Source organism: Natronoarchaeum sp. GCM10025703, from assembly GCF_042661985.1.
GTDB lineage: Archaea > Halobacteriota > Halobacteria > Halobacteriales > Natronoarchaeaceae > Natranaeroarchaeum.
Genome location: NZ_JBHSZF010000001.1, coordinates 689,202 through 715,659, shown reverse-complemented (window position 1 = coordinate 715,659; position 26,458 = coordinate 689,202). Strand labels below are relative to the sequence as shown.

The 26,458-nt window shown below is 64.4% G+C and carries 22 protein-coding genes, 1 tRNA gene and 7 pseudogenes; 20 read left to right on the top strand and 10 right to left on the bottom strand.

The window, feature by feature from the left end; translation table 11 throughout:
• Positions 1-35: 35 nt before the first annotated feature.
• Entirely contained in the window at positions 36-1,454 is a 1,419-nt protein-coding gene (locus tag ACFQH2_RS03920) for an FAD-dependent oxidoreductase (protein ID WP_377051166.1), read from the bottom strand.
• A gap of 136 nt (positions 1,455-1,590) precedes the next feature.
• Here ACFQH2_RS03920 and ACFQH2_RS03915 point away from each other — a divergent pair, with 136 nt between their 5' ends.
• From ACFQH2_RS03915 to ACFQH2_RS03890, 6 genes and pseudogenes are all read left to right on the top strand, one after another.
• Entirely contained in the window at positions 1,591-2,652 is a 1,062-nt protein-coding gene (locus ACFQH2_RS03915; RefSeq protein ID WP_377051164.1) for an NAD(P)/FAD-dependent oxidoreductase, read from the top strand.
• A 91-nt stretch (positions 2,653-2,743) separates the two neighbouring features.
• Positions 2,744-4,327, top strand: a pseudogene (locus tag ACFQH2_RS03910) (succinic semialdehyde dehydrogenase).
• Positions 4,315-5,406, top strand: coding sequence for an SDR family oxidoreductase (locus ACFQH2_RS03905; RefSeq protein WP_377051162.1), 1,092 nt, complete (start codon positions 4,315-4,317; stop codon positions 5,404-5,406). The pseudogene ACFQH2_RS03910 and the gene ACFQH2_RS03905 overlap by 13 nt, the downstream one beginning before the upstream one ends.
• Positions 5,407-5,494: 88 nt before the next feature.
• Positions 5,495-6,052 carry a DUF7504 family protein gene (locus ACFQH2_RS03900; RefSeq protein ID WP_377056983.1) on the top strand — a complete coding sequence of 186 codons (558 nt, stop codon included), beginning with the start codon at positions 5,495-5,497 and terminating at the stop codon, positions 6,050-6,052.
• A complete protein-coding gene (locus ACFQH2_RS03895) occupies positions 6,049-6,174 on the top strand; it encodes a hypothetical protein (RefSeq protein ID WP_377056981.1) in 126 nt (41 codons plus the stop codon). Before ACFQH2_RS03900 ends, ACFQH2_RS03895 begins: the two co-directional genes overlap by 4 nt.
• Before the next feature lie 67 nt (positions 6,175-6,241).
• Entirely contained in the window at positions 6,242-6,649 is a 408-nt protein-coding gene (locus ACFQH2_RS03890; protein ID WP_377051158.1) for a DUF5788 family protein, read from the top strand.
• A gap of 11 nt (positions 6,650-6,660) precedes the next feature.
• Here ACFQH2_RS03890 and ACFQH2_RS03885 read toward each other — a convergent pair whose 3' ends face one another.
• Together ACFQH2_RS03885 and ACFQH2_RS03880 are read right to left on the bottom strand one after the other, a co-directional pair.
• Positions 6,661-7,677 (bottom strand): ATP-grasp domain-containing protein, encoded by a 1,017-nt coding sequence (locus ACFQH2_RS03885; RefSeq protein ID WP_377076471.1) that lies wholly within the window; start codon positions 7,675-7,677, stop codon positions 6,661-6,663.
• Positions 7,678-8,033: 356 nt separating this feature from the next.
• On the bottom strand, positions 8,034-9,113 hold the full coding sequence (locus tag ACFQH2_RS03880; protein WP_377051154.1) for an aminopeptidase: 1,080 nt from the start codon (positions 9,111-9,113) through the stop codon (positions 8,034-8,036).
• Positions 9,114-9,172: 59 nt separating this feature from the next.
• Between ACFQH2_RS03880 and ACFQH2_RS03875 the strand changes: the two are divergent.
• Positions 9,173-10,196 (top strand): annotated as a pseudogene (locus ACFQH2_RS03875) (threonine aldolase family protein).
• 12 nt (positions 10,197-10,208) lie between these two features.
• Here ACFQH2_RS03875 and ACFQH2_RS03870 read toward each other — a convergent pair.
• Positions 10,209-10,334 carry a hypothetical protein gene (locus ACFQH2_RS03870; RefSeq protein WP_377051150.1) on the bottom strand — a complete coding sequence of 42 codons (126 nt, stop codon included), beginning with the start codon at positions 10,332-10,334 and terminating at the stop codon, positions 10,209-10,211.
• An 84-nt stretch (positions 10,335-10,418) separates the two neighbouring features.
• Here ACFQH2_RS03870 and ACFQH2_RS03865 point away from each other — a divergent pair, with 84 nt between their 5' ends.
• Complete coding sequence (locus tag ACFQH2_RS03865) at positions 10,419-11,093, top strand: ArsR/SmtB family transcription factor (RefSeq protein WP_377056979.1); 675 nt, start codon at positions 10,419-10,421, stop codon at positions 11,091-11,093.
• Between the two features lie 375 nt (positions 11,094-11,468).
• Here ACFQH2_RS03865 and ACFQH2_RS03860 read toward each other — a convergent pair.
• Positions 11,469-11,976: pseudogene (locus ACFQH2_RS03860) on the bottom strand (metallophosphoesterase).
• A gap of 214 nt (positions 11,977-12,190) precedes the next feature.
• On the opposite strand from ACFQH2_RS03860, the gene ACFQH2_RS03855 reads away from it, so the two are divergent.
• From ACFQH2_RS03855 to ACFQH2_RS03830, 6 genes and pseudogenes are all read left to right on the top strand, one after another.
• Positions 12,191-12,640 carry a hypothetical protein gene (locus ACFQH2_RS03855; RefSeq protein ID WP_377076470.1) on the top strand — a complete coding sequence of 150 codons (450 nt, stop codon included), beginning with the start codon at positions 12,191-12,193 and terminating at the stop codon, positions 12,638-12,640.
• A 318-nt stretch (positions 12,641-12,958) separates the two neighbouring features.
• Positions 12,959-15,734 (top strand): annotated as a pseudogene (gene alaS / locus ACFQH2_RS03850) (alanine--tRNA ligase).
• Between the two features lies 1 nt (position 15,735).
• The gene (locus ACFQH2_RS03845; protein WP_377051140.1) at positions 15,736-16,026 is read left to right on the top strand and encodes a hypothetical protein; all 291 of its coding nucleotides are present in this window, start codon (positions 15,736-15,738) and stop codon (positions 16,024-16,026) included.
• An 86-nt stretch (positions 16,027-16,112) separates the two neighbouring features.
• Positions 16,113-16,523 carry a hypothetical protein gene (locus tag ACFQH2_RS03840; RefSeq protein WP_377051138.1) on the top strand — a complete coding sequence of 137 codons (411 nt, stop codon included), beginning with the start codon at positions 16,113-16,115 and terminating at the stop codon, positions 16,521-16,523.
• 57 nt (positions 16,524-16,580) lie between these two features.
• Positions 16,581-16,865, top strand: a pseudogene (locus ACFQH2_RS03835) (hypothetical protein); the annotation flags it as partial.
• 44 nt (positions 16,866-16,909) lie between these two features.
• On the top strand, positions 16,910-17,113 hold the full coding sequence (locus ACFQH2_RS03830) for a hypothetical protein (RefSeq protein ID WP_377076469.1): 204 nt from the start codon (positions 16,910-16,912) through the stop codon (positions 17,111-17,113).
• On the opposite strand, the gene ACFQH2_RS03825 is transcribed toward ACFQH2_RS03830, so the two are convergent.
• From ACFQH2_RS03825 to ACFQH2_RS03815, 3 genes are all read right to left on the bottom strand, one after another.
• Entirely contained in the window at positions 17,100-19,001 is a 1,902-nt protein-coding gene (locus ACFQH2_RS03825; RefSeq protein ID WP_377076468.1) for a PINc/VapC family ATPase, read from the bottom strand. The two genes, ACFQH2_RS03830 and ACFQH2_RS03825, sit on opposite strands and share 14 nt — an antisense overlap.
• Before the next feature lie 17 nt (positions 19,002-19,018).
• Complete coding sequence (locus ACFQH2_RS03820) at positions 19,019-19,567, bottom strand: hypothetical protein (protein WP_377076467.1); 549 nt, start codon at positions 19,565-19,567, stop codon at positions 19,019-19,021.
• Between the two features lie 211 nt (positions 19,568-19,778).
• Positions 19,779-20,864 carry a GNAT family N-acetyltransferase gene (locus tag ACFQH2_RS03815; protein WP_377056969.1) on the bottom strand — a complete coding sequence of 362 codons (1,086 nt, stop codon included), beginning with the start codon at positions 20,862-20,864 and terminating at the stop codon, positions 19,779-19,781.
• 220 nt (positions 20,865-21,084) lie between these two features.
• Here ACFQH2_RS03815 and ACFQH2_RS03810 point away from each other — a divergent pair.
• From ACFQH2_RS03810 to ACFQH2_RS03795, 4 genes and pseudogenes are all read left to right on the top strand, one after another.
• A pseudogene (locus tag ACFQH2_RS03810) lies at positions 21,085-22,598 on the top strand (carboxypeptidase M32).
• Between the two features lie 55 nt (positions 22,599-22,653).
• Entirely contained in the window at positions 22,654-23,586 is a 933-nt protein-coding gene (locus ACFQH2_RS03805) for a cobalamin-binding protein (RefSeq protein ID WP_377051126.1), read from the top strand.
• Positions 23,583-23,996: a desampylase gene (locus ACFQH2_RS03800; RefSeq protein ID WP_377051124.1), complete on the top strand. Its 414-nt coding sequence runs from the start codon at positions 23,583-23,585 to the stop codon at positions 23,994-23,996. Before ACFQH2_RS03805 ends, ACFQH2_RS03800 begins: the two co-directional genes overlap by 4 nt.
• A 71-nt stretch (positions 23,997-24,067) precedes the next feature.
• A pseudogene (locus ACFQH2_RS03795) lies at positions 24,068-24,582 on the top strand (peptidylprolyl isomerase).
• A 9-nt stretch (positions 24,583-24,591) separates the two neighbouring features.
• On the opposite strand, the gene ACFQH2_RS03790 reads toward ACFQH2_RS03795, so the two are convergent.
• Positions 24,592-25,053: a hypothetical protein gene (locus ACFQH2_RS03790; RefSeq protein ID WP_377056961.1), complete on the bottom strand. Its 462-nt coding sequence runs from the start codon at positions 25,051-25,053 to the stop codon at positions 24,592-24,594.
• A gap of 120 nt (positions 25,054-25,173) precedes the next feature.
• On the opposite strand from ACFQH2_RS03790, the gene ACFQH2_RS03785 reads away from it, so the two are divergent.
• A complete protein-coding gene (locus tag ACFQH2_RS03785) occupies positions 25,174-25,518 on the top strand; it encodes a ferredoxin (protein ID WP_377051120.1) in 345 nt (114 codons plus the stop codon).
• Between the two features lie 48 nt (positions 25,519-25,566).
• Positions 25,567-25,649, top strand: a tRNA-Leu gene (locus ACFQH2_RS03780).
• Positions 25,650-25,705: 56 nt separating this feature from the next.
• Here ACFQH2_RS03780 and ACFQH2_RS03775 read toward each other — a convergent pair.
• A complete protein-coding gene (locus tag ACFQH2_RS03775) occupies positions 25,706-26,416 on the bottom strand; it encodes a phosphoribosyltransferase family protein (RefSeq protein WP_377051118.1) in 711 nt (236 codons plus the stop codon).
• Positions 26,417-26,458: the final 42 nt, after the last annotated feature.

Sequence of the window (26,458 nt, the reverse complement as noted above, 5' to 3'; positions counted from 1 at the left end):
CTGACCGGACCGAGACGGCGACCAAACGGGACGGCTCAGCGTCGGCCGCCAATCACTTTCGCGGCCGTCAGGACGGGGTCCCACGTGGTGTTGAACGGCGGCGCGTAGGCAAGGTCGTAGTCGGCGAGGTCGTCGACGGAGAGTCCCTCGGTCACTGCCCCGACGAGCGCGTGGCTTCGGTGGACCGCACCCTCGCCGTACTCGGAGGCGAGGCTGCCGCCCAGCACGCGTCCGGACGGCCGGTCGATGGTGAGCGTCACGCGGACCGTCCCACCGTCGGGGTAGTAGCCGGCCCGGGATTTCGCTTTGATCGTCTCGGTCATCGGATCGAAGCCGGCCGCACGGGCCCGGTCGTGGTCGAGGATACCCGTCCGTGCCGCCTCCATCTCGAACGCTTTGACCGCTGCCGTGCCTGCGACGCCGCCGCCCTCGGTCGGATCTCCTGCGACCGTCTTCCCGATTGCTCGACCGTGTCGGTTGGCAGTGAGCGCCAGCGGAACGTACACCGGGTCGCCGGTGATAACGTGCTCGGCTTCCGCACAGTCGCCCGCGGCGTAGACGTCGTCGAGGTTCGTCTCGCGGTAGGCATCTGTTTCGATGGCTCCCGTCTCGCCGAGTTGGATACCGGCGGCCTCGGCGAGGTCAGTGCGCGGTCTGACGCCCGTCCCGACGAGCACCATGTCGACCGGAACCCGCTCGTCGTCGGTGACGACTGCCTCGACCCTGTCGTCGCCGGCAAGCGTCTCGACTTCCGCTCCGAGATAGACCGCGACGTCCTGCTCGACGAGATGGTCGAGTACGGCCTCGCTCGTCGCTTCGCTGAACTGTTTGAGGATCCGGTCGCCGCGCTGGAAGAGGTGGACCTCGAACTCGTTTGCGGCGAGCGCTTCGGCCATCTCGACGCCGATGTATCCGCCGCCGACGATACCGACCGGCCCGCTACAGGTCTCCAGGAACTGACAGGCCGGGCCGCTATCCGGCTGTTGGAGGTCCCCCTCAGCGCGTGCCCGGCCGACGTACTCCCTGAGTTCCGTCCCGTCGGACATCGAACCCAGCGTGAAGACGCCGGGGGACTCAAGCCCGTCGATCGGCGGTGTGACCGCTTCGGAACCGGTCGCGACGAGGAGGTGGTCGAAGGGCTGGACCACGTCTCCGCCCTCGCTACGTGCCGTGACGACGCGCTCGTCCCGATCGATATCGACGACCTCGTGACCGATGCGAAGATCGATATCCCGCTCCTCACAGAACTCTTCGGGGGTGACCGAGACGAGGTCGTCGAGCGACTGAATTTCGCCCTTGATGTAGTATGGGAGCCCACAGGCGCCGTACGAGACCCACTGGCCCTTCTCGAAGACGACGACATCTATCTCCGGGTCGTCGCGTTTCGCTTTACTGGCTGCTGACATGCCGGCGGCGTCCCCGCCGACGACAACGAACGTTGACACGGAGAACATATCGCAGAGCCAGCATATAAACGAACCGTGAGTGTGCGATACGAGTACCAACTCGGCCGCAGGGGGCCCGTCGAAGTTGCATCCGAGAGGCACATCGGCCACAGCTATTTGCCATCCGCAGTCATCGATCCGAAACATGGGGGAGACAACAGAGAGCTACGAGGTTATCGTCGTCGGCGGGGGGCCTGCCGGGATGACGGCGGCGCTGTACAGCACACGACTCGGACACGACACTGCCGTCGTCAGCCGCGGCGGCGGTCGCGCAGCGATGATGCAGGAGGTCCATAATCTGCTGGGCGTGACCGAAGAGACCAGCGGGGCGGAGTTCCTCGGCATCGGCCAGGAGCAACTCGAAGGCTACGGCTGTGATATCCACCGTGACATGGTGACCACCTGTTCACGGACCGAGGAGGACCGAATCTATCTTTCGGGAAACACTGGGACGTACGCCGCAGAGCAGGTCGTACTGGCGACCGGATTCAACGACGTCCGTCCCGAACCGCCGCTTCCGCGCACCGGCCGCGGTCTTCATTACTGTCTCCACTGTGACGCACACATGTTCGTCGACAGGTCGGTGTACGTGATGGGACACGGCGAAAGCGCCGCTCACGTCGCCGCGCTCATGCTGAACTTCACCGACGAAGTCGACCTGCTTACCCGCGGGAACGATCCCGAGTGGAGCGAGGAGACAGCCGAAATGCTGGAGGGCCACCCGATCGACATCGTCCACGAGGACGTTACCGGCATCCAGAACGGCGAGGACGGCTGGCTGAAAGCCATAGAGTTCGAGGACACCGTGGGACCACGTCCCACGAGCAGCCGGACGGAGTCCGACGACGGAACCGTCCGGGAGTACAGGGGCGGATTCGCGATGTACGGGGCAGAGTACAACAACGGTCTCGCCCGGGAACTCGGCTGTGAGATCAACGAGGACGGAACGATCGAGGTCGGCGATCACGGCCAGACCTCAGTCGAAGACGTCTACGCCGTCGGCGACTGCACGCCCGGACACAACCAGATCCCGGTAGCGCTCGGCCAGGGTGCGAAAGCCGGTATCGACATCCACTTTCAGCTCCGGGATTTCCCGCGGGACCCGGAAACCATCGAGGAGCAGGGACCGGTGCGCTCCGAGGAAGTGCCGGGCATCCCCGACGAACTGCTCGAACAGGCCGTCGATTTCCATACGTACGGGGAGTGAGACGGGGCGGATCGTGGAGTAGCGTCGACGGCCCACTCAGGCAACTGGTAGTCGGGCAAAGCAGTAGGTCCTGCAGTCCAACGCTCTATATATGTCAGCTCTCTCGCAGTCGGCAGTGCTGGAACGGACAGCCTTCTCACGTTCTCGGCTCGACGCGCTTGCCGGCCAAGTCCGAACGGTCGGCGACCGATCCTCGCTCGACGTCAGAACGCCCGCAACCGACGAGGTGGTGGGCACAGTCCCGGCCTGCGAGGCGGCGGATGTCGCCGCCACGGTCGAACGGGCACGGGAGGCCCAGACCGCCTGGGCGGAGCAGTCCGCCGAGGAGCGAGCGGCAGTGCTCTATCGGTTTGCGGACCTCGTGCTCGACCACCGCGAGGAACTGCTCGATGCGATTCAGATAGAGACGGCAAAAGCACGCGAGGACGCCTTCGAGGAGGTGTTAGACGTCGTCAACACCTGCGCGTACTACGGGAAGGAGGGACCGGAAATGCTCGAGGATCAGGATCGCTCCGGTCCCGCACCAGGGCTTACGAGCGCGATAGAGACCTTCGAGCCGCTCGGCGTGGTCGGCGTGATCAGCCCGTGGAACTACCCGATCACGCTCTCGACGACTGACGTGTTGCCCGCTCTGGTCGCTGGCAACGCCGTCGTCTGCAAACCCGACGAACGGACGCCCTATGCGACGCTCATGCTGGCCGAACTCCTCGAGGAGGCTGGACTCCCCGGAGACGTGCTTTCGGTGGTGACCGGCGAGGGGAGCGTCGTCGGCCCGGCGCTGATCGACCGCGTGGACTACGTCGCGTTCACCGGCGGGACCGAGACGGGCCGGACGGTCGCCGAGCAGGCCGGGCGGAACCTGATCGACTGCTCGCTGGAGCTGGGGAAAGAACCCGATGCTCGTTCTCGACGACGCCGATATCGACGACGCGGCACGGGGCGCAGCGAACGGCGCGTTCACGAACGCCGGCCAACTCTGTCTCGCGCCCGAGCGGATCTACGTCGACCAGTCGGTCTACGACGAGTTCCTCGACGCCTTCGTCGGCGAGACGCGGAAACTCTCGCTCGGCGTCGAGGTCGGCTACGACGGTGACGTCGGGTCGCTGATCGACGGCCGACAGCAGAGCGAGTCCAGCAACACGTCGAGGGGGCCGTCGAAGACGGCGCGTCGGAGCTCACCGGCGGCCGCCACCGGCCCGACGTCGGGCCGTTCTGTTACGAACCGACGATCCTCGAAGGCGTAGCTCCGGACTCGCAGGTGGCCTGCGAGGAAACGTTCGGGCCGGTCGTCTCGGTCCATCCCGTCTCCGGCGTCGACGAGGCGGTCTCGGCCGCCAACGACACCGAGTACGGTCTGAACGCGAGCGTCTACTCGGCGGATACTGACCGCGGCCGGGATGTCGCCCGCCGGATCGACTCCGGGACCGTCTGCGTCAACGATCCCTACACCGTCGGCTGGGCGTCGATGGACTCGCCCATGGGCGGGTTCGGTGACTCGGGATTGGGGCGGCGACACGGCCTCCCGGGGCTCCGGCGGTACGTCGAGTCGCGGACGATAGCGACCTCCGGCGTCGGCCCGCTCGAACCGCCCGCGCGACTCCCGAAGCGCTGGTTCGTCCGACTGACCGCCAGCGCGATGCGCCTGCGGACCCGAATCGGGCGGTGGTTGCCGTGAGCGATCCACGCGTTCTGCTCACCGGCTTTCCGGGCTTTCTGGGCTCGGCACTCGTCGAGCGCCTGCTGGAGCGCGGTGACGGCCCGGTCGCCTGCCTCATCCAGTCAAAATACCGCGAGACTGCGGAGCGACGGGCCGCAAACCTCGCCGAGAGAAGCGACGAGGACGAGCCGATCCGGCTCTACGAGGGTGACATCACGGAGCAGGAGATAGGTCTGGAAGACCCCGCTGAGACGTTCGAGAGCGTCGAGGAACTGTATCACCTCGCGGCGGTCTACGACCTCGCCGTCGATGCCGACCTCGCCGAGCGCGTGAACGTTCAGGGGACCGAGAACGTCCTCGACGTCGCCGAGATGCTCGACCTCGAACGGTTCCACTACGTGAGCACCTGCTACGTCAGCGGGCGCTACGACGGCGTGTTTACCGAGGCGCACCTGCAGGAGGGCCAGTCGTTCAACAACCACTACGAAGAGACGAAGTACCGGGCGGAGGTCGCCGTCCAGGAGCGAATGGCGGCGGGCCTCCCGGCGACGGTCTACCGGCCCGCAATCGTGGTCGGAGACAGCGAGACTGGTGAGACCGAAAAGTACGACGGCCCCTACTACCTGCTCTCTTTGCTACTCGCTCAACCGGAGTGGCTATCGCTATCGTTCGCAGTGCCGGGGTCGGCCGACGCCGAGTTGAACGTCGTCCCGCGGGACTTTGTCGTCGACGCCATCGCCACCATCGGGACGCAAGACGGCGCTATCGGCGAGGTCTACCATCTCTGTGATCCCGCGCCGCTCCCCGTTACCGAGTTCGTCGATGCGCTCTCGGCGGCTGCCGGCCACCGTACCGTCACGGTTCCCACGATCAAGCCGGTCGCACGGTCAGCCGCGCGGTGGCTCGACTCGCGGGGGATCTCGATAGAGCCCGCGACCCTCGAATATCTCGACCATCCGACCCGGTATAGCTGTCCCAACACTCGGCGGGCACTGGCGGGGACCGGGATCGAAGCGCCCCCGTTCGAGTCGTACGTCGACCACCTCGTCGCGTTCGTGAAGACGCATCCAGAACTCGGCGACGACGCGATGGTCTGATCGCCACCCGGAGTACCTCGTCACGGGAACCGCTCACAATGTTTATAACAACTGGCAAAGAGTATTGAAACGAACCAGGTGTGAGCGTGTGTCACGAGTAAAAACGGTCGACGAGATTCGCGCGGCGTTCCCCGAAGACGCCAGTATACTGATTACTGGCGCGTGTCCCGAAACCATCGGGTCGCTCCCCCGGGAACTCCTCTCCAGTGCTGTCGGAGATGACCAGGGCGCTGTCGTCATCACCACGAAAGACGCCGCAGAGCACGTCCACCGACAGTTCGAGCGGGCAAGCGAGTTCGCCTCGACGTCGAAGCTTGCAGTCGTCGACGCCACGCCGAAAGACCGGCGACACGCTGAACCGGACGAGAACGTCTGGAAGACGAGCTCTCCGGTCGACTTCGGCGGCGCAATGCTCGGTCTGCGGCGCGGCTACGAGTCGCTCGCGCTGGAACACGATACGATCCATCTGCTGTTCGACAGTCTAACCACTCCACTACTCTCCGCAGATTCGATGACTGTGCTTCGGTACGCCCATCAGGTGATGCTCGAGGAGGCTCCAGATCCGGACTTCAGCTATTCCCGGTCTGCACGAACGTCACGGGCGAGCGCGACGTCAGCAAACTCAAGCATCTCTCCGAGAGGATGATCGAGGTCAGAAAGCGTGGCGGGGAACGACAGGTCCGACTTCATGGACTGCGCGAGGCTTCCGACGAGTGGTTCACCCTGCCGGAGCACGATACCAACGCAGGTGTCGCTGGGCTGGTCTGAGCGGCAGTCGTTCCCAGGAATCGAGGAGTCGCCGAATGTTTTTCCCCACCCGAAGCCACCGTCAGGTATGGACGAATCGGAACGTGAGCAGTTGCTCAAGCAAATCAACAGACAGAGCGCGACCATCGGCGCGAAGACGCCGGACACGATCACGGTAAACGGCGAGGAACTCGACCTCCAGGAGTTCATGATGGAGACGCGCCGCGTCGAGGGGGTCCCGGACGAAGCGAAAGAACTGGTTCTCGACACGAAGCGCGCGCTGAAAGCAGAGCGAATGGAACTCGTCGACCGACTGGAGACCGAGGAGATGTCCTACGAGCACGGCAAGGAGATAGCGGACACCATCGTCGGCATCGACCGTGCGCTGAACGCGCTCAACAGCCTGCGCGGCCGTCGGTACGGCCAGCGCTCCCGGTCGGTGAACGTGAACGATCACAAGCAGTGGCTCGATTTCCTGAAGTCGGTGTCCAGTTGACGCCCGGAGGACTAGCCGGAGCCCCAGGGAAACACGTTCCTGAGGTCTCTGAGGAACGGTCCCGGATCGTCGAGACAGAGGTAGTCGAAGTTGGGCTGGTCGTACACCGACTGTGCGACATCACGGGCGGCCTGCCGAAACCGCGGCGGGTCGACGAGCGGAAACTCGTCCCGGAGGACACTGTGAAGATGGACGAGTTCCCCGCGGAGCAGGTGTGTCGCGACGCCGTCCTCGTACGATGTCGACCCGTTTACTGATTCACCACCCGCGATCTGCCAGAACAGATGGGGAAAGTCCAGTCCGGCAGCGATCGGACAGGCGAGCGACAACCAGAACCGAGGGTTGACCTCGAGCAGCGTGAACTCCCCGGTGCGCTCGTCCTTGACGAACTGCACGGATGCTGGGCCGTTCCAGTCGAGCGCGTCGAGGACCGCCGTGCCAGCAGTCTCCAGGTCCGGGATCGAGACCGTCTCGCGGCAGACGCTGGTGCCGCCGCTGTACTTGTAGGCCCGGAGCTGATGTTTCCCGCAGGTCGCGACTGGCTCGCCGTCGTCGTAAAGCGCCCAGAGCGCATACTCCGATCCTGGAACGTACTCCTGGACGATGGGCTCGTGGCCCATCCGTTTGCGGATGCTCTCCCGATCCGGCTCGACGCCTGGCTGGAGCAGCGTCGCCGATCCGGTACTTTCGAGCCGATCCGGACTCGTCGTTCCCTCGTACTCGTCGGCCAGTAACACCAACCGCGGCTTGACGATCTGGTGTCGCTCCCAGTCGTCGACCTCGCCGAGCAGTCGCGTCTCCGGCACAGCCACACCTGCGTCGGCGGCTGTCTCCACCAACCGGGACCGGTCGTGGACGGTCCGCAGCATCTCGAAAGAGGGGAAGGTGGGCAGCATCTGCGCCTCGAACGCCGATTCGTTCCGTGCGAGCGTGAACACGTCGACTTCCCGCATCGGCGCGACAGCCCTGACGTCTGCTCGCTCCGCGAGCGCAAGGAGGGCATCGCGATACCCCGCACGATCTTCCATCGGATCGGGCACGATCCGGCGTTCCGTGGCGTACTGTGAAGCGAGCGCGGGTGCGGTTTCTGACTCGGAGATCGCGATGGTACGGATTCCCCGCTTGCCGAGCGCGCGGAGACAGGCAACCGAGCTTGCACCCCCTCAGGCACGACTACCGTGTCTCCGAACCTGCGTTCATCTTGCATCTGATTACTGCTGTTTTGATATTTGTTGCTTGAGGGTAGTTTGTTGGTACCGGATAGTTGCAGGTTACTCACAGGCCGCGTAGTCGTGGCAAACCACTCACGAAAAAATCTCGGCAAAAAAGCCGCGACTCCCTCGGGACGACTCACACCGTTCGTCGCCCACCGCTCGCCGCGGTGCTACTCCTCGAAGACGAACCGCCCGTCCTCTTGCACCGTTTCGCCGTCGACTTCGATCCGCGAATCCTCGCTCATGTCGACGATCATATCGACGTGGACCGCGCTGTCGTTCTGCTCGTTGTCCTCGCCGACAGTGTCCTCGTAGGCGCGTCCGACCGCCATGTGGACGGTGTCGCCCATCTTCTCGTCGAACAGCATGTTGTCGGTGAATCGGTCGATGTCGCGGTTCATGCCGATGCCGAGTTCGCCGAGATAGCGTGCGCCCTCGTCGGTTTCGAGGACCTCCGTCAGGACCTCCTCGTTCTTTTCGGCGGCGTGGTCGACGACTTCGCCGTCCTCGAACTCCAGATAGACGCCCTCGACCTCGCGGCCCTGATGGTAGAGCGGTTTGTCGAACAGCACTTCGCCCTCGACGCTGTCGGCGACCGGCGCGGTGAAGACCTCGCCGCCGGGGAGGTTCTTTTCGGCGTAGTCGTTGAGGACGGGGTTGCCGGCGATAGACATCGTGACGTCGGTGGTGTCACCGCTGACGATCCGGACCTCGTCGGCCGGTTCGAGCAGGTCGACCATGTTGGCCTGGAACTCCCGCTGTTCGTCCCAGTCCTTGTTGACAGCGTCCCAGACGAAGTTCTCGTAGCCCTCGGTGGAGAGTTCCGCGAGTTGGGCGTTCGAGGGGGCGGGGTACTGGGTGAGACACCAGCGCTTGGACAGTCGCTCGGCGGTGATCGGCTTCTGTGCGCGCCGGTAGGCGGCGTTGGTTTCGGCGTCGACGTCGCTGGTCTCGGTGGCGTTCTCGTTCGCCCGGATCGAGATGTAGACGTCGGTCTCGTCGATCAGGGCCTCGGTGTGGCCCGGCGTCTCGAAGTCGTCTACCTCGCTCGCACGGAGGTATGCGCGCTGGGCGCGGTCGTTGCTGGAGAGGCTGATCGGGTTCGCACCGATGTCGCCGATCACTTCGTGGAGGGCGACGACCAGGTCCGAGGCGACCGGCGGGGCGACGATGACGACGTCGTCGCCTTCCTGCAGGTCGACCGAGTGGTGTGCGATGACCTCTGCGTGTTCACGGATTCGCGGATCCATACAACGAACTCGCGGGCGAGGTGAAAAACCGTTTACGTTTTCGGCGATGGACTTCGAGTATGATCGATCTCCGCAGCGATACGGTGACGACACCGGACGACTCGATGCGAGCGGCCGCCGCAGATGCCGAGGTCGGCGACGACGTCTACGAGGAGGATCCGACCGTCGCCGAACTGGAGTCCCGGGCCGCCGATATCACTGGGTTCGAGGCCGCGCTGTTCGTGCCGAGCGGGACAATGGGGAACCAGATTGCTGTGCGCGTCCACACCGAACGCGGCCAGGAGGTGCTCATCGAGGGACAGAGCCACGTCTACAAGTGGGAACTGGGTGGACTGGCCCAGCACTCGCAGGTCCAGACGCGGACGATAGACGGCGGCGAGCGGGGATTCCCTCGCCCGATGCGATCCGCGCCGGCTACGTCGAGAAGGACCTCCACCGGCCCGGCACCGGACTGCTGACGCTGAAAACTCCCACAACAGCAGAGGCGGCATTGCCATCGCGCCCGAGGCCATCGACGCCGCCGCCGAAACCGCAGAAGAACTCGGTGTCCCGGTCCACCTCGACGGCGCGCGACTGTTCAATGCCGCGACCCACCACGATGTCCCGGCCGAACGGATCACCCGGAACGTCGATTCGGTGATGTTCTGTCTCTCGAAAGGGCTTGGCGCACCGATCGGTTCGATGCTCGCCGGAAGCGAGTCGTTCATCGCCGAGGCACGCAGGGTGCGAAAGTTGTTCGGCGGCGGCATGCGACAGGCCGGGATCATCGCCGCCCCGGGACTCGAGGCACTGGCGAACCGGGAGCGACTCCACGAGGATCACGAGAACGCCCGCCTGCTCGCCGAGGAACTGGCGGGAATCGAGGGCCTCGACGTTCAAATGCCCGAGACCAACATCGTCCTGGTCGGGACGGGCGCGCTCGGACTGAGCGCCGCGGCGTTCTGTTCGGCACTCGAAGAGCGTGGCGTCCGGGCGAGCGAGTTCGGCGAGACGACTGTCCGGTTCTGTACGCATCTGGATATCGACCGCGAAGCTATCGAGACGGCCGTCGGCGTCGTAGAGGACGTCACCACGGCGACCTGAGAGAGCAGCGATTCAACGACGCGAATCGTCGATGCCGTCTTTGAACGACATCACAGTCTTACGGAAAAGCAGGAAAAAGAACAGGAAGAGGCCGACGAAGACCCCGACGAGGCCGAGGAAAAACGGATCTGTGTACATACTATCGGATTCAGGAGGCGCGGACAAATGCGTTTCGGCCCGTACTGCACAAAGTTCTTTCCGTTCGACTGTTGACACGGTAGTATGGCTGATCTACTACCCTCCATCCCCGACACCTCGTCCGTCGATGACGGCGAACCCAGAGTGGTTGGGATCGACAGCGAGGAGGCCGACGATGTTCTCGCTGCGCTCTCCTCGAACACGGCCCGACAACTTCTGACGGCGCTCCACGACGACCCCGGCACCCCCTCCGATCTGGCCGACCGGATCGATACCTCCCTACAGAACGCCCAGTACCACCTCGGCAATCTGGAGGACGCGAACGTCGTCCGAGTGATCGATACAGCCTACTCCGAGAAGGGCCGCGAGATGAACGTCTACGGGCCGACCGACCAACCGCTCGTCGTCTTCGCCGGCGACGAGTCGAAAGAGACCGGACTCCGCGCGGCGCTCAAGCGACTGATCGGCGGCATTGCTGCCGTCGCGGGTGCAAGCCTGCTCATCCAGGCGATTGCTGGCAGTGGGCTGTTCGACTCGGCGGCCAACGACGGCCAGCAGTCAGGAACTGATGGAGAAGCGACCGAAGACTCCGGACAGATCGGTACCGCGAGCGAAGAGGATTCGGGCGCGGCCGACGCCGATCCGACGGCCGCCGACGGCGACAGTCTGGATATCCCCCTGATCGAGGACGATTTCGGGCTCCTCGATGGAGCAGGACTTCCGCCGGGCGCGCTCTTTTCGCCGGCGGCGCGACGGTGATGCTCGCGTGGTTCGTGATCTGGTACGTCCGAATTCACCGGGTGTAGGCCATATCCGGCCGAAAGCGGTGGGGATTTGGACGCGATTACGATAACTAAAGCCGTTGTTTGACTCTACGATGGCTATTTTTCCCCGGTACTCGTAGCCGTAAGTGCGTCCGTTCCAGAGGACGTAGATGCCTGCCAACCGAACCGCAATGCGGTCGGTCCGATCGGTCTGCCCCTGCCATCGATGGACCGCCCGCGGCCGCCCGTCTGCCCCGCCGCCCGCAGCCCTCCACTTTGCGGCTCGCGCCCTGTGCCGCGACCCTCTCTCGGCGCGATGTTCGCGAGGCCGTCGCGGTCATGCATCTGTGGTCCGTCCCCGCTGGCGCTTCTACGGCTCGATCCTGAACTCCTCGAAGACGGTTCCGTCCGGCTGGCAGAGTCGACCAGCCAGTCCGCCGCCTGCCGGTTCAGCTCCGCATGGCCCGGCCGATTACCGCGAGGGTCGGCGTGACTCCCGGGGTTGAGCAGTGTCAGTCCATCGGCGTCGACGACCGACGGCTGGTGTGAGTGCCCCGAGACGACCACGTCGGCCTCGCGCTGGCGGCCGAACAGCGAGAGCGCGGTCGGGCCGCCGTCGCGGCGATGGGTCACTGCAAAGCGAACCCCTGATACTCGACGGTGCGGGCCGTCGGAAGCCGGTCCCGCACTGCCATGCTGTCGGCGTTCCCGTGGACTGCGTCTAGACGTCGTGCCTCCTCCTGAAACGCCTCGAGCGCGCTCGGCGACGTGAAATCGCCCGCGTGAATCACGCGGTCGGCCTCCCGAACCGCCTCCAGCGTGCGGCCAGTCAACGCGTGCCCGTCGTGGCTGTGTGTATCCGAACAGATAGTGAGCATACCCCGGTAGACGGACGGGACCGAAACCTGTCTTTCGACTCGGCGCGACGAGAATGAGAAGGTCCATCACCCCCGGCCAAAAACGGGCGCGTATGCCGACCGAGGGCGAGGGCAGTCCGCTCGACCATGCCGACGAGGTGCTCGCTACCTTCGGCGACGCGACGCCGAAGACTGCCGAGACAGTCGCCGAAGAGACCGGGCAGATGTCGAGACGGTGCGGGCGACGCTCTCGGCGCTGGTCGAGCGCGACGCGCTGTCACACAAAGCGGTCCACGGGAACGACGATGCCGAGCGACGGCTTACGAGCGAGGAGCTTTCGGACCTCGCCGTCGACCTGTGGTATCTGCCCGCCGACCGGGTCGCCGGCGGCACCGTCGTCGTTACCATGGAGGACGAGGAGGCGGTCGAAGCCGCACTCGACGAACTGTCGTTCCCGGGCGCGAGCGACCTGATGCGCGAGTGGCGGCGAGACGCCGTGCGGGCCGCCTACGAGTATCTGCACGATCGTCACTCGGCCACTGATGCGGACTTCGTCGAGGAGGTCTACCCGACTCAGCCGGCGGGCTACGCTACCGGCGAGGCGTGGTGGGACTGCGTCGCTCCGCGACTTGCCGAACTCCCGGACGTCGAATCCGACGACGGGGAGTGGCGCGTCGACACCTAGAACTCTACTGCACCGATCCAGCGCTCCTGGCTCGCTTCACAGTCGAAATCGACGTGATACTCCCGGCAGGACGAGTGGAGACGGTCGCCACAGACGCATTTGGCCGACTCTGTACGTCGGAGGTGCCCGCCACACGCGGTACAACGAGGCATAACGTGTTATCGTATACCACACAGTATAGTAAACGCTTGCAAAAGACGGGTTAGAGACACATAGTCGTGGTTTCAAATCGGGCCGACTGCGTGCTGAACAGGGAACGGGCTCTCCCGAACGGCGGTTGCGGAACTGTTTTACTCTCCGCGGAGCGACGTGCGAGTAATGAGTCAACTGGAGGAGGCGTACCGCCTCGAGTATTTCGAGGAGGAAGACTTCGTCCGCAAGCAGTGTCCGGAGTGTGGCGTTCACTTCTGGACGCGCGATCACGACCGCGAGACGTGTGGCGAACCCCCGTGTGGCGAGTACTCTTTCATGGAGGACACTGGCTTCGACGAGGAGTTCAGTCTGACCGAGATGCGCGAGACGTTCCTCTCGTACTTCGAGGAGCACGATCACGAGCGGGTCGAACCGTACCCCGTCGCAGCGAACCGCTGGCGGGACGACGTTTTGCTCACGCAGGCGTCGATTTACGACTTCCAGCCGCTGGTAACCAGCGGTGAGACGCCGCCGCCGGCGAACCCGCTCTGTATCAGCCAGCCCTGCATCCGAATGCAGGATATCGACAACGTGGGCAAGACGGGCCGGCACACGATGGCCTTCGAGATGATGGCCCATCACGCGTTCAACACGAAAGAGGAGGTCGACGAGGACGAGTACGCCTATCACGGTGAGGTCTACTGGAAGGACGAGACCGTCGAGTACTGCGACGGCCTCTTCGAGGCGGTCGGCGTCGATCTGGACGAGGTCGTCTACATCGAGGACCCGTGGGTCGGCGGCGGTAACGCCGGGCCGGCAATCGAGGTCATCTACCGCGGCGTCGAACTCGCGACGCTCGTCTTCATGTCGCTCGAACAGGACCCCGACGGCGAGTACGAGATGAAAGACGGTAACACCTACTCGGAGATGGACACCTACGTCGTCGACACCGGCTACGGGCTGGAACGCTGGACGTGGGTCAGTCAGGGGACTCCGACCGTCTACGAGGCGGTCTACCCCGAGACGATCGAGTTCCTCAAAGAGAACGCGGGGATCGACCACACCGACAAAGAGGAATCGATCGTACAGGAAGCCTCGAAACTCTCGGGCAAGATGGACATCGACGAGGCCGAGGACGTCGAGGCCGCGCGCGGCGAGATCGCCGAGTCCGTCGGCGTCGACGTCGCGGAACTGGAGTCCTTGCTCGAACCGCTCGAAGACATCTACGCTATCGCCGATCACTCGCGGACGCTGGCGTACATGCTGGGTGACGGAATCGTCCCCTCGAACGTCGGCACCGGCTATCTGGCACGGATGGTGCTTCGCCGAACGAAACGACTGGTCGACAGCGTGGGCGTCGACGCCCCCTGGACGAACTGGTCGACATGCAGGCCGAGCGACTCGACTACGAGAACCGCGATACGATCCGGGACATCGTCCGGACCGAGGTCGAAAAGTACCGCGAGACGCTCGACCGGGGCTCCCGACGCGTCGAACAGCTCGCCGAGGAGTACAGCGAGAAGGGCGAGCCAGTCCCGACCGAGGAGCTGATCGAACTGTACGACTCTCACGGCATCCAGCCGGACATGGTCCAGGAGATCGCCGACGAGAAGGGTGCGACTGTCGAGGTACCCGACGACTTCTACAGCCTCGTCGCCGAGCGACACGACGACGAGAGCGCGGGCGATCTCGACGCCGAGAGTATCGACGACCGGTTCGAGGACCTCCCCGAGACCGAGAAGCTCTACTACGACGACCAGCAGGGCACCGAGTTCGAGGCGGTCGTGCTCGACGTCTTCGAGCGCGAGGAGGGCTACGACATCGTGCTCGATCAGACGATGTTCTACCCTGAAGGCGGTGGCCAGCCGGGCGATGTCGGGACGCTGTCGACCGACGACGCGACGGTGACGGTGACCGACACCCAGAGCGAGAACGGCGTGATCCGCCACCGGACCGACGACCCGCTCAACCGGGGCGCGATGGTGCGAGGACAGATCGACGGGGCACGCCGCCGACAGCTAATGCGTAACCACACGGCGACCCACATCGTCATCCACAGCGCGCGACAGGTGCTCGGCGAGCACATCCGGCAGGCCGGCGCACAGAAAGGCGTCGACTCCTCGCGAATCGACCTGCGCCACTACGATCGGATCGACCGCGAGGACGTCAAAGAGATCGAACGGGTCGCCAACCGACTGGTGATGGAAAACCACTCCGTCACCGAGGAGTGGCCCCATCGCAACGACGCACAGGAAGAGTACGGTTTCGACCTCTATCAGGGCGGGATCCCGCCGGGAGAGCAGATCCGGCTGATCCACGTCGAGGACGACGTACAGGCCTGTGGAGGCACTCACGTCTCCCGGACCGGCGAGATCGGTTCGATCAAGATCCGCAATGCAGAACCCGTGCAGGACGGCGTCGAGCGACTCGTCTTCTCGGCCGGCGGGGCAGCGATCGAGGCCACACAGGAGACCGAAGACGCGCTCTACGAGGCCGCCGAAATCCTCGACGTGACGCCGACCGAGGTGCCGGAGACGGCGGAGCGCTTCTTCACCGAGTGGAAAGAGCGCGGCAAGCGCATCGAAGCGCTGCAGGAGGAACTCGCCGAGGTGCGCGCCAGCGGTGGGTCGGACGCCTCCGAGTTCGAGTTCGACGACGTGACGGCGGTCGTTCAGCGTCTCGACGGCGGCGTCGACGAACTCCGGGCGACGGCCAACGCCATCGTCGACGAGGGGAAAGTCGCAGTGATCGGCAGTAGCGCGGACGGTGCACAGTTCGTCGTCGCCGTCCCCGACGACGTCGCAGTCAACGCGGGCGAAGTCGTCAGCCAGCTGCCAGTGAGGTCGGCGGCGGCGGTGGCGGCCCACCGGACTTCGCACAGGGTGGCGGCCCCGACACGGAGGCCCTCGACGACGCGCTGGCCAGTGCACCGGACATCCTCCAGCAGGTCCAGGACGCCTGAGATGGAGCTAGAGACGAGAGCCGAATACGACGCGCTGGTCGACGAGATCGCAGCCAACGCCGAGGACCAGGCCACCCCACCGACCAACGAGGACGTCTGGGCGAGTGTGAGCGACGTGGTGCCGAAGCTAACCGGGGCAGTCTGTGATCGCGTGCTCGACCTCTCGACGAGGGTGCCGGACGACGAACTCGTCGACGAGGTGACCGCCGCCCGCGACTCGACCGCGGCGGAGACGAAGCGCGCGGAGGCGGTGACAGTGCTCGTCCAGGACGTCGAGACGCGCCTCCGCTAGCGGAGCGGCTGAGCGGCCGGCAAGCCGCCTTCCGGTTGGGATTCGAGACGCCGGTTTTTAAGACCGTCCGGCGAACAGCCATGGCCATGAACCGGTTTCGTCTGCGAGGGCTCGTCGTCACCATCATCGCAATGGTGCTTGCGTCGCTGTCGTACGCGGCCATCTCGGCGAGTCTTCCTTACGGAATCACGCCCGCGACAGCGGACGCTATCGGACTCTCGCTGATCGTCGTCCCGGTCGTCTTTTTCGGCGCGCTGGCAACTGGCGGGTTCCCGTTCAGGGAGTATCAGGAAACAAAGGGGATCGGCGGGATGCTCGCAGACGGAGCCATCATCTTCGCCGTCTGTCTGCTCGCAACTGGGCTAACCGCACAGACTGTGGGCCTGGTCGGTCTCGGCAGTACCGGCCGACTGGTCGTGCTGGGTGGGATCGGCTACCTGACGGCCTTCGGCGTCTTCAGTGCACGCAATCTGGAGTTCTACGACCCCAACAGGTGACTGTATGAGACGACGGCGGCCGGTGATATTTCCGGCTTCACACCCAATCGAGAGACGATGGGAGTCAAGGTCAGACCGGCGCGACGGGAGGATCTGCGTGCGGTCCAGCGGCTCGTCAGCGACTCGTGGCGCGTCGCCTACGGCGACCTCCTTCCGCCGGACGCGCTCGCCTTCATCGCCGACGAGGAGCGGTTCCAGCCGATCGAGTCGCTGGAGTACGCACTCGAAAGCGACGATATGGACTTTCTGGTCGCGCTCGTCGACGGCGAGGTAGTCGGCGAGGGCCAGTTCGCTACCGGCTCCGAGACGCACGCCTTCGTCTCGCCCGAAGACGACGAGGTCCAGTTACAGTCACTGTACGTTGCGCCCAATCACTGGCGCGGGGGATGGGGTCACGGCTTGTCGAGGCAGGCTTCGATACCGTTCGCGACGATGCCGACGCAGTGCTCGTCGAGGCGCTTGCCGAAAACGACGACGCCAGACGGTTCTACCGGTCGATGGGCTTCGAGAAGACGGGCGACCGCATCATCAGCCTGTTCGGACTGCCCTACCGCGCGACGATCATGCGCCGACCGTTCAGGACGGCGTAACCGTGATCTGCTGTTTGCGGTCGATTGCCAACTCCAGCTCCTCCGCAATGGCGCTTCCCCGCGAGACCTGCACTTCGCCGCCGCGGCCTACCGTCGCGGTGAAGAGGTACTCGCCGTCCGCTTCGACTTCGACCGTCTCGCCGGCCTCGCCGTCGACCGGAATCACGATGTGGCGCGAGGTGATCTCGGGCTTGACGATCTGTCCTGATCGGTCCGAGGCGGCGGGTGTGGTGCCGCCCGCGTCGCCGCTTTCGTTGGGGCTACTGTTTGGCTTCTCGTCGTGGGTGCGCACGTCGATATCGATTCCCAGGCGGTTCTCGACGTCCTGGATGCGGCCACCACCTTTGCCGATGACCGTGGAGATGTCCTGATCCTCGACGTAGACGACCGCCGTGTTGGGGCTCTTGAGGTCGACGTCGACGTGGCCCTGTGCGATCGAGCGGATCTCCCGTTCGATCTCCTGGCGTGCGATCCGGTCGACGCCGGTGGACTCTTCTTCCTCCTCGTCGTTGAGCGGGACCGTGACGACCTGCCGATTGAAGGTGTAGATCTCGTAGGCGGGTTCGCCCGTCTCGAAGTCGTTGATGACGATGACCGGCCGCGCGAGGTCTTCCTCCATCAGGCCGTGAGGGACCTTGACTTCGGTCGTCACGTCGTAGACGGTGTGGACCTCGCCGGCCTCGATGTAGACGACGGTGTCGACGACCTGCGGGATCATCCCGAGTTCGACCCGGCCGACGAGTCGCTGGAGCGCGTCGATGGCGCGGGTCGCGTGGACGACGCCGATCATGCCGACGCCGGCCAGTCGCATGTCCGCGAACACCTCGAAGTCGTCGGTTTTGCGGACCTCGTCGTAGATGGTGTAGTCGGGGCGGACCATCAGCAGTGAGTCGGCCGTCAACGACATCTGGTCGTTGAGTTCGGTGTACTGGGTGATCTCCGGGCCGACCTGCAGGTCCCGCGGTTTCTCCATCGTCTTGACCGAGTAGTCGCTGCCCGAGAGGAACCGGGCCACCGCCTGCGCGAAGGTGGACTTCCCCGCGCCGGGCGAACCGGAGATCAGGACGCCGCGCTGTTGTTCGAGTAGCCGGTTACGCAGTTCGTCGTCGTACTCGTAGTCGTCCAGATCGGTCTGGACGATGGGGCGCACGGCGGTAATCTCGATCCCGTCCGAGAACGGCGGCCGGGCAAGGGAGATCCGGTAATCCCGGAACTGGACGATCGTCATCCCCGGTTCGGAGAGTTCGATGAAGCCCTCGGGCGACTCCTTGGCCGAGTTTTCGATCTCGTCGACGTACTCTTTCATTCGCGCCTCGGAGAGAACCTCGTCGCGGATCTCCTCGTAGTGCATCTCGCCGATCTCACCGCGTTTGGCCATCGGCACGACGCCCGTCTTGAGGTGGACGCTCATCGTCAGATCGTCGAAATACTCCTCGATCGTGAGTTCGCCGACGTCCTCGACGCGCGGGGCGATATACTCGACGTCGAGCCCTTTCGCCTCGGCGACTTCGCTCTGGACGATATCGCTGGTGACGAAGGTCGCACCCATGTCGTCGGCCAGATCGCGGATCAGCGCGTCGATTTCGCCCTCGGTGGCGTGACCGCGCTCGACCGCGTCCGGCCGCTCGCCGACGTATTCGAGCGTTATCTCGCCCTCGTCGGCGAACTCGGCGAGACGCTGGAGCTCAGAAAGCCCGTCCCAGCCGCTTTCGACGCCGTCGTTAGCCTGTGCTTCAGCTCCGCGACGACTGCTTCGGGTATCGAAATCGTCGCCCCGGCGAACTTCCCGTCTTCGACGTGGTCGGACACGCGGCCGTCGATGACCACGCTTGTGTCCGGTACAACGTTCATAGGGTCGCTTTGCTCCCCGTGGTGAAAAGGGTTTCAAGGAGCGGCCGGGATCGCTCAGAGTCGGTGGGCGGGCGGCATGCTCTGTTCGCGCTCCGTGCGTTTGCCGCTGCCGAGCGCCGTCCGGGTCATCCCGCCCAGTCCAACGATTGTGATCAAGAGTACGACCGGTGCGCCGGCGTAGGGAACCAACGCCAGCACCGCCGCCAGCGCCACGCCCACGAGCAGGCCGACCCAGTCGTGGTCGACGCCAAAGCGGGCAACGATGGCGTTCCCGAAGGCAATAAAGCCGATTGCCTGGGCGATGAAGGTCGTGCCGAGGACGAGCAGTGCAAGCGGATAGGCGGCTAGCCAACCCAGCATGATCTGCGAGAAGACCCATGCCGAGGCCCCGAGCAGCGCCAGCAGTACCGCGACAGCGATACCGAACAGCGAGGAGACGAACACGCTCGAACGGGCAGTCCTGATGGCAGGTGAACACCAGTGTGGCAAGAGGGCGAGGACGGCGACACCCATGAACGTGACGACGCTCGTCTGGATGGCGACTCGCTCGAACAGCGTCAGTTCGACGACCGAATCGGTCGGTACACCCTGCGCAGCAGCCACTGAAGGAAGCAACGCCAGCACCGCTACAAGCGCGAATCCCCCACTCGCCGGTTCATGTTTACCACTTACTGTCCCATTGTAAATAAAGACTTGCTTATGAAAGAAAAGCAGAGAGGTCTGTGACGTGAATGTGCACCCGTGATCGGTCTATAACTGCCTCGCAATCTGAGAGCATGCCGGAGAACTCATGTCGTATCGCGCTCGGCGTACGTCAGTTGCCAGTATGCTGCCTCGTCGAGGGGCGGTCGCCGATGGACCACGAGACCCCGTCGGCCGGTCGCGCGACCAGCGTACAGCGGTGGCCAGAGACCAGCGAGATCGGGAGTCGGTCGTCCGGAAGAAACCCGTAGGTGAGCAACAGATCGTACGGGATCACCGTCCCCGAGATGGCGACGACGTCCGAACTCAGGTGATCGGCCAGTACGGCTTCGAGCGTCGCCGAGAGGCCGCTTCGCCACCGCATCCCGCCGGTCATCGGCACCACTTCGCCAATCTGCGTGATCGTTACGGCATCGTTCGTCCGCCGTGTTCGTGCGATGAGGGCAACTACTGGCTCCCCATCGACGGTCGCCACGTACGTCGACCGAACCCAGACCGGACTGGCAAACCGCCACTCGTAGAACCGTCGCGTCCGGTAGGCGTGAAATCCCGCTGGCTGCCGGCGTTCGTACAGTCGGACGAGTTTGTCGACGTCGAGGCCGGGCCGCGACTCGACGGTGATATCGTCCAGTCTGTCGTCGGCCCCACTGCGGCGGTCATAGTACCGTCTGAGCAGCGGCCCGACAAGCACGGCACCTGCCCTCGCCGGCGGGCTATCGATGTACTCGGTTGCGAGCGACTCGGGGTGTTGCACGCGATAGTGCGTCCGTTTCCGGTCGATCCGTCGCCAGCCGAGGCGCTCGTATCCCGGACGAGAGATCCCGTTCGGGAAATTGAAGTACAGGTCGACATCGGTGTCCTCGTAGTACTCGATGGCGCGTTCGGTCATCCGGGTGAACAGGCCCTGACGACGGTGGTCCGGATGGACCATCGTATCCGTCGGCTGTAGCGCCAGTACAGTGTGATCGTCGACCCGGATCTCGAACGGCATGAAGGGGCGCGCGCCGACGACATCGCCGTCTTTCCGGACGACAAACAGGGGAGTGTGATCGACGTACGGGTTCTGCTGGTACTTCCAGTCGAACCACTCGCCCCCACGGTCACGGTCCCACACCAGAGAGTCGAGGGCAAGGACGCCGTCGCGGTCGGCCGGACGATACTGACGGATCTGGTACTCTGTAACGGCGTCGCTCTCCATTAATAAGTTCCAATCCAGTGAGCCACATAGTAATCCTCGGCATAGTCGACGGGCGGAGACGATGATCGATGGATGGGAGCGGGTATAGCCTGAGCTATTGGTACGGAAAACTCTCCTACCAGCAGAGATCCGAGGGTAATCAATACGTTTTAGAGACAAACCGGTTAGAGCGAACCGCCGGTAGCAGGAGATTGATAGGCGATGACACGAATAAACGGGTATGGCAACGGATGCAGCCTCCGAGACTGAGCCGGCAGAGTACGAGGCGTTTCTCGAACGGGTCCAACGGTACACCAACGTGGGGAACGCCGCAGGCGTCCTCGGGTGGGATCAGGAGGTCATGATGCCCGAAGGCGGGACACCCGCTCGCTCGCAACAGCTATCCGCACTTTCGGCGGTCAGCCACGAACTACTGACCGACGAGGAGACCGCCGATCATCTGGATGCGCTCGAAGACGCCGAACTCGACGACGAGCAGGCCGCGGTGATACGCGAGGTCCGCCGGGAGCACGACCGGGCGACGAGCGTCCCCACCGAACTGGTCGAGGAGATATCCCGGACGACCAGCGAGGCCCATCCCAAGTGGAAGCAAGCGAAGGAGGAAAACGACTTCTCTATCTTCGCGCCGACGCTCGAAACGTTGGTCGAACTCAAGCGCGAGTACGCCGAACACGTCGACCCCGACGCTGACCCCTACGCCGTCCTCTTCGCGGAGTACGAGCCATATCTCGACCTGGACACGGCCGACCGCGTCCTGACGCGTCTCAAAGAGGAGCTGGTGCCCCTGATCGACGACATCGCCGACTCCGAGGCCGACCTGGCGACGGACGCGTTTGCGGGGAGTTCCCCGAAGACGAACAGGAGTCGTTCGTCCGCGACGTGCTCGACGAACTGGGCTACGACTGGGACCGCGGACGCCTCGACACCGCGCCCCATCCGTTTTCCTCGGGGACGCAGTTCGACGCGCGCGTCACGACGCGCTTCAACGAGACCGACCCGCTCGGCGCACTAACGAGCACGATCCACGAGTTCGGCCACGCCACCTACACGCAGGGACTGCCTGACGAGCACTACGGGACGCCGCTGGGCCAGTCGCGTGACCTCTCGGTCCACGAGTCCCAGTCTCGATTCTGGGAGAACCACGTCGGCCGCACGAAAGCGTTCTGGGAGCTGATCCTTCCGGATATGAAGGCCCAGTTCCCTCAGCTAGAGGACGTCACTGTGGAGGACGCCTACGAGGCCGCGAATCAGGTGTACGACGACAACCTGATCCGGGTCGAAGCGGACGAACTGACCTACCACATGCACATCATCATCCGCTACGAGGTCGAGCAGGCGCTGATCAGCGGCGACCTCGCAGTGGAGGACGTCCCCGAGGTCTGGAACGACAAGTACGAGGAGTATCTCGGGATCCGGCCCGAAACCGACGCCGAGGGCTGTCTGCAGGATATCCACTGGAGCCACGGCAGTTTCGGCTATTTCCCGACCTACTCGCTGGGGAGCGTGCTGGCCGCCCAGATAGACGCGACGATGCGCGACGAACTGGATGTCGACGCGCTGGTTCGTGACGGCGAGTTCGACGAGATCATGACGTATCTCAACGAGAACGTCCACGGCCATGGCTCGCTGTACACCACCGACGACCTGATCGAGGAAGCGACCGGCGAGGCGTTCACCGCCGATTACTTCGTCGAGTACGCCGAGGAGAAGTTCGGCGAGCTATACGACGTCTGAGCAGGGGACCTGTCCGGCGTCAGCGTTTAGCCGTCCGACCCCATACGTGGATTCGATGAACGTCGTCTCCTTGCTTCCCTCCGCGACGGAGATCTGTTACGCCCTCGGTATCGAGCCAGTCGGCGTCTCCCACGAGTGTGACGTGCCGCCCGAGGCGGCCGAGCAGCCATCGATCAACTACGCACACGTCGATCCGGAGGCGAGCAGCGGAGAGATAGACGCGCAGGTACTCGAAGCCGAGCGCGAACACGGCGGCGTCTACGGCATCGACGTCGAGGCGCTGGAGCAGGCCGACCCGGACCTCATCGTCACGCAGGGGATCTGTGACGTCTGTGCGGTCGACGAGGTGCTCGTCGAGGACGCGGTGGCGGATATCGACGCCAACTCCGAGATACTGACGACCGACCCCCACAGCGTCGGCGACGTGCTCGACGACATCGAGACGGTTGGCGAGGCGACTGGACGCGGCGAGCGGGCCGCCGAACTGGTCGCCGATCTGGAGGCCCGAATCGAGCGCGTCCGGACCGCAACGGCCGAGGTCGAGGAGCGCCCCGAAGTCGCCATCCTCGACTGGCTCGACCCGGTGATGGTTGCGGGCCACTGGGTACCCGAAATAATCGAGTGGGCCGGCGGCGAGTACGGCCTCGCCGATCCGGGCGACCGGTCGACGCCGCGCGAGTGGCGACAGATCCGCGAGTACGATCCGGACGTCCTGATCGCGGCCCCCTGTGGCTCTGAACTCGACCAGACAGCCGAGAACCGAACCGACCTGACAGAGCGGCCCGGCTGGGAGGACCTCCGTGCAGTGAGGCAGGGTCGCGTCCACGCGATGGACGGCCACAACTACGTCAACAGGCCGGGCCCGCGTCTCGTCGACACGCTCGAAGCCCTCGCGGGCGTGCTTCACCCGGACATCGTCGATATGCCCTCGGACGACGTCGTCTCGTCTTTCGAACGGCTCCACGACGCCACCCCAAGAGAGCCGTGATCGAACTCGAACGGTCGGTCTACGACGGACTGATCGACCACGCGCGAGCGGCTGCACCGAACGAGGCCTGCGGCATCCTCGGCGGACACGTCGACGAGGACCGTGCTCGGGTGACGTCCCGGCATCCGACCGAAAACGTCGCGGAGCAGCCACGAGCCGAGTATTTGATCGATCCCGAACAACAGTTGGCGCTGTTCGAGCGGATCGAAGCGGCCGGCAAGTCCATCGTCGGGTTCTACCACTCGCATCCGAGGGGCCCGACGGCTCCGAGCGAGACGGATCGGAAACACGCTGCCTGGCCGGGAAAATCGTACGTTATCGTCGCCATGGACGGCGGGCCGTTCGTGGGCTCCTGGCGGTGGCGAGCCACGGCGGAGCGGTTCGAGGCGGAACCGGTGCAGGTGGACTAACCTCGGCATACCCGACCCGTTCTCGGGGGCGACTACAAGCCTTTTTGACGCCGACGCCCCTCCAAAGAGGTATGAGCGATCTGACTGCGACGATCCACACGAACCGCGGCGACATCGAAGTCGAACTGTACGACGAGAAAAACCGAACACGGTCGAGAACTTCGTTGGCCTCGCCACCGGCGAGAAGGAGTGGGAAGACCCCGAAAGCGGCGAGACGGTCGAGGACGAACCGCTGTACGACGACGTGGAGTTCCACCGCGTCATCGACGACTTCATGGTCCAGACCGGCGACCCGACCGGGACAGGCCGAGGCGGCCCCGGCTACACCTTCGACGACGAGTTCGACGACGACCTCTCGCACGACGGTGCGGGCGTGCTCTCCATGGCGAACCGTGGCCCCGACACCAACGGCTCACAGTTCTTCATTACGCTGGATGCCCAGCCACACCTCGACGGGAAACACTCCGTCTTCGGCCGCGTCGTCGACGGGATGGACGTCGTCGAGGAGATCGCCGACCTGCCGACCGACCGCAACGACAAGCCACAGGGCGAAGCCGTCATGGAATCCGTCACGATCGAAGAGTAGCACCGCACACTACGACACTGATCGGCGGATTCCGAGCATCGCCCACCACGAGAAGACGACGCAGGCGATAGCAAAGCCCCACCAGATCGGCGGGGGCGTCACCGTCTGGTAGGTCGCCACGCCGACCAGTGCGACGAAGCCACCGAGGGCCGTCGACCACGCGCCGAGGAATCGCCCTGACTCCGCCGCGTTCTCACGTCGCTCAGTCCCGAGTCCGTCGAGCAACCGGAACCGGTCGCCGAAGCCGAGCGCACAGCCGAGCACTACCATCGAGACGCCCGTAAATGTGAACACGCCGGCGGCAACCGTTTTCGGTGCCCAGTCGTAGGCGTCGCCGAGCACGACGCCAAGAATAAAGCTCACACCGCTGATCGCACTCACGACCCCCGCCATGGGTATCTCGGATACCCACGCGAAGGCGCTACCGGCGAGGAGGAGGGCCGCACCGACCGTCAGCAGGGTCATCGACATACTACGGGAAGTATACTGTCAGCGATTAAACGTTTTGGGGTATTCATTAGGGATCGGGCGCGGGCTACGGGGCCGCGCGGACCGTAAGCCGAAAGACGATCCAGTTCGTTCGAGTGAGTAATGAGCGATCTGGATGCCGAACTGCAGGATCCGACGTCGTTCGGTGACAGCAACGCACCCCCGACGGAGGAGAAGCCCTACAAGATCATCTTCGACGCCAGCGCGTGTTTCGGCGCGGGCAAATGCGCCGAGGTAGCGAGTAACTGGGAGATGGACATCAAAAGCGGAATGGCAAGCCCCCGATCCTACTACATCGGCGAGGACGACCTCGACGAGAACGTCAGCGCGGCGGAGGCCTGCCCGGCGAACAAGGGCGATGGCTGTATCTACGTCATCGACCGGCGCACCAGCGAAGAGGTCGCACCCGATCCCCACGGCGACGGCACCCTCAGCCTGGAGCGGTGACCAACCGCAAGACTGTAAACCGCCGGGCCAGTTAGCTACGAGCGCAGCGAGGAGTAGCCAAGCAGGCCAACGGCGCGGGTCTTAAGAACCCGTCTCGTAGGAGTTCCTGGGTTCAAATCCCAGCTCCCTCATTTCCGTATTTTCATTTGTACGAGAGAACTGCGGACAGATCGCTACGAGAGAGCGATCAGAACTCGATGAGCGCACTCACTGGTGCGTCGGTCCGCTCCCGAGCGCGCTCGATACCGTCGTCGCCGACCGCGATCAGGGTGAAGACGCCGCCGATCTCAGCGCCGGCGCGTTCGGCGATATCGAGCAGGAGTTCCTGGGTCTCGCCCGAGCGGATGAGGTCGTCGACGACCAGCACGGTGTCGCCCTCGTTGATCGAGCATGCCGGCAGGTAGTAGGTCAGTTCGATCCCGGACTGAAGCCGCTGGCGGGACTCGATGAAGTCCTCGACCGCGGTCTCTTTGGACTGTTTCGCGTAGGCCGAGCGCCCGCCGTAGTAACTCGCGATGGCGGCCGCAAGCGTGATGCCGTCGGTGGCCGCCGTGAGCACGACGTCCGGCCGGTCGAACTCGAAGGACTCGGCCGCGACCGGGGCCGCGAGATCCAGAAAAGACTGATCGAAGACGATAGAGGAGTTGTCGACGTAGCCCTCCTCGTCCGTTTTAACGCGGTCTTCGAGTTCCGCCGCCAGCGCGTCGCGGCCGACGCCGGAGACGACCTCTCGGGCACGGTCGTCGCTCGGCAGGACGTGACCGTTGACGTACCGGTTGAGATCGCCGGCCGGGAGTCCGGTGAGTTCGGCGAGTTCGTCGTACGTGCGCGTCTCCTTGAGCATACGGAGAACCGAAACCGCGCGCAACTGGAGGGCCGCCTTCTCTGCTCTGTTCATACGACCTATGCACGGTTCCACAAGTATGGTGGTTACGATACT

Coding starts and splice junctions, on each gene's coding strand:
- ACFQH2_RS03775 (WP_377051118.1), bottom strand. CDS start 26,416: ATGAACAGAGCAGAGAAGGCGGCCCTCCAGTTGCGCGCGGTTTCGGTT.
- ACFQH2_RS03920 (WP_377051166.1), bottom strand. CDS start 1,454: ATGTTCTCCGTGTCAACGTTCGTTGTCGTCGGCGGGGACGCCGCCGGC.
- ACFQH2_RS03840 (WP_377051138.1), top strand. CDS start 16,113: ATGAACCGGTTTCGTCTGCGAGGGCTCGTCGTCACCATCATCGCAATG.
- ACFQH2_RS03895 (WP_377056981.1), top strand. CDS start 6,049: ATGATCGAGGTCAGAAAGCGTGGCGGGGAACGACAGGTCCGACTTCAT.
- ACFQH2_RS03805 (WP_377051126.1), top strand. CDS start 22,654: ATGAACGTCGTCTCCTTGCTTCCCTCCGCGACGGAGATCTGTTACGCC.
- ACFQH2_RS03865 (WP_377056979.1), top strand. CDS start 10,419: ATGGCTGATCTACTACCCTCCATCCCCGACACCTCGTCCGTCGATGAC.
- ACFQH2_RS03815 (WP_377056969.1), bottom strand. CDS start 20,864: ATGGAGAGCGACGCCGTTACAGAGTACCAGATCCGTCAGTATCGTCCG.
- ACFQH2_RS03830 (WP_377076469.1), top strand. CDS start 16,910: ATGGGGTCACGGCTTGTCGAGGCAGGCTTCGATACCGTTCGCGACGAT.
- ACFQH2_RS03890 (WP_377051158.1), top strand. CDS start 6,242: ATGGACGAATCGGAACGTGAGCAGTTGCTCAAGCAAATCAACAGACAG.
- ACFQH2_RS03870 (WP_377051150.1), bottom strand. CDS start 10,334: ATGTACACAGATCCGTTTTTCCTCGGCCTCGTCGGGGTCTTCGTCGGC.
- ACFQH2_RS03885 (WP_377076471.1), bottom strand. CDS start 7,677: ATGGAAGATCGTGCGGGGTATCGCGATGCCCTCCTTGCGCTCGCGGAG.
- ACFQH2_RS03845 (WP_377051140.1), top strand. CDS start 15,736: ATGGAGCTAGAGACGAGAGCCGAATACGACGCGCTGGTCGACGAGATC.
- ACFQH2_RS03790 (WP_377056961.1), bottom strand. CDS start 25,053: ATGTCGATGACCCTGCTGACGGTCGGTGCGGCCCTCCTCCTCGCCGGT.
- ACFQH2_RS03880 (WP_377051154.1), bottom strand. CDS start 9,113: ATGGATCCGCGAATCCGTGAACACGCAGAGGTCATCGCACACCACTCG.
- ACFQH2_RS03785 (WP_377051120.1), top strand. CDS start 25,174: ATGAGCGATCTGGATGCCGAACTGCAGGATCCGACGTCGTTCGGTGAC.
- ACFQH2_RS03915 (WP_377051164.1), top strand. CDS start 1,591: ATGGGGGAGACAACAGAGAGCTACGAGGTTATCGTCGTCGGCGGGGGG.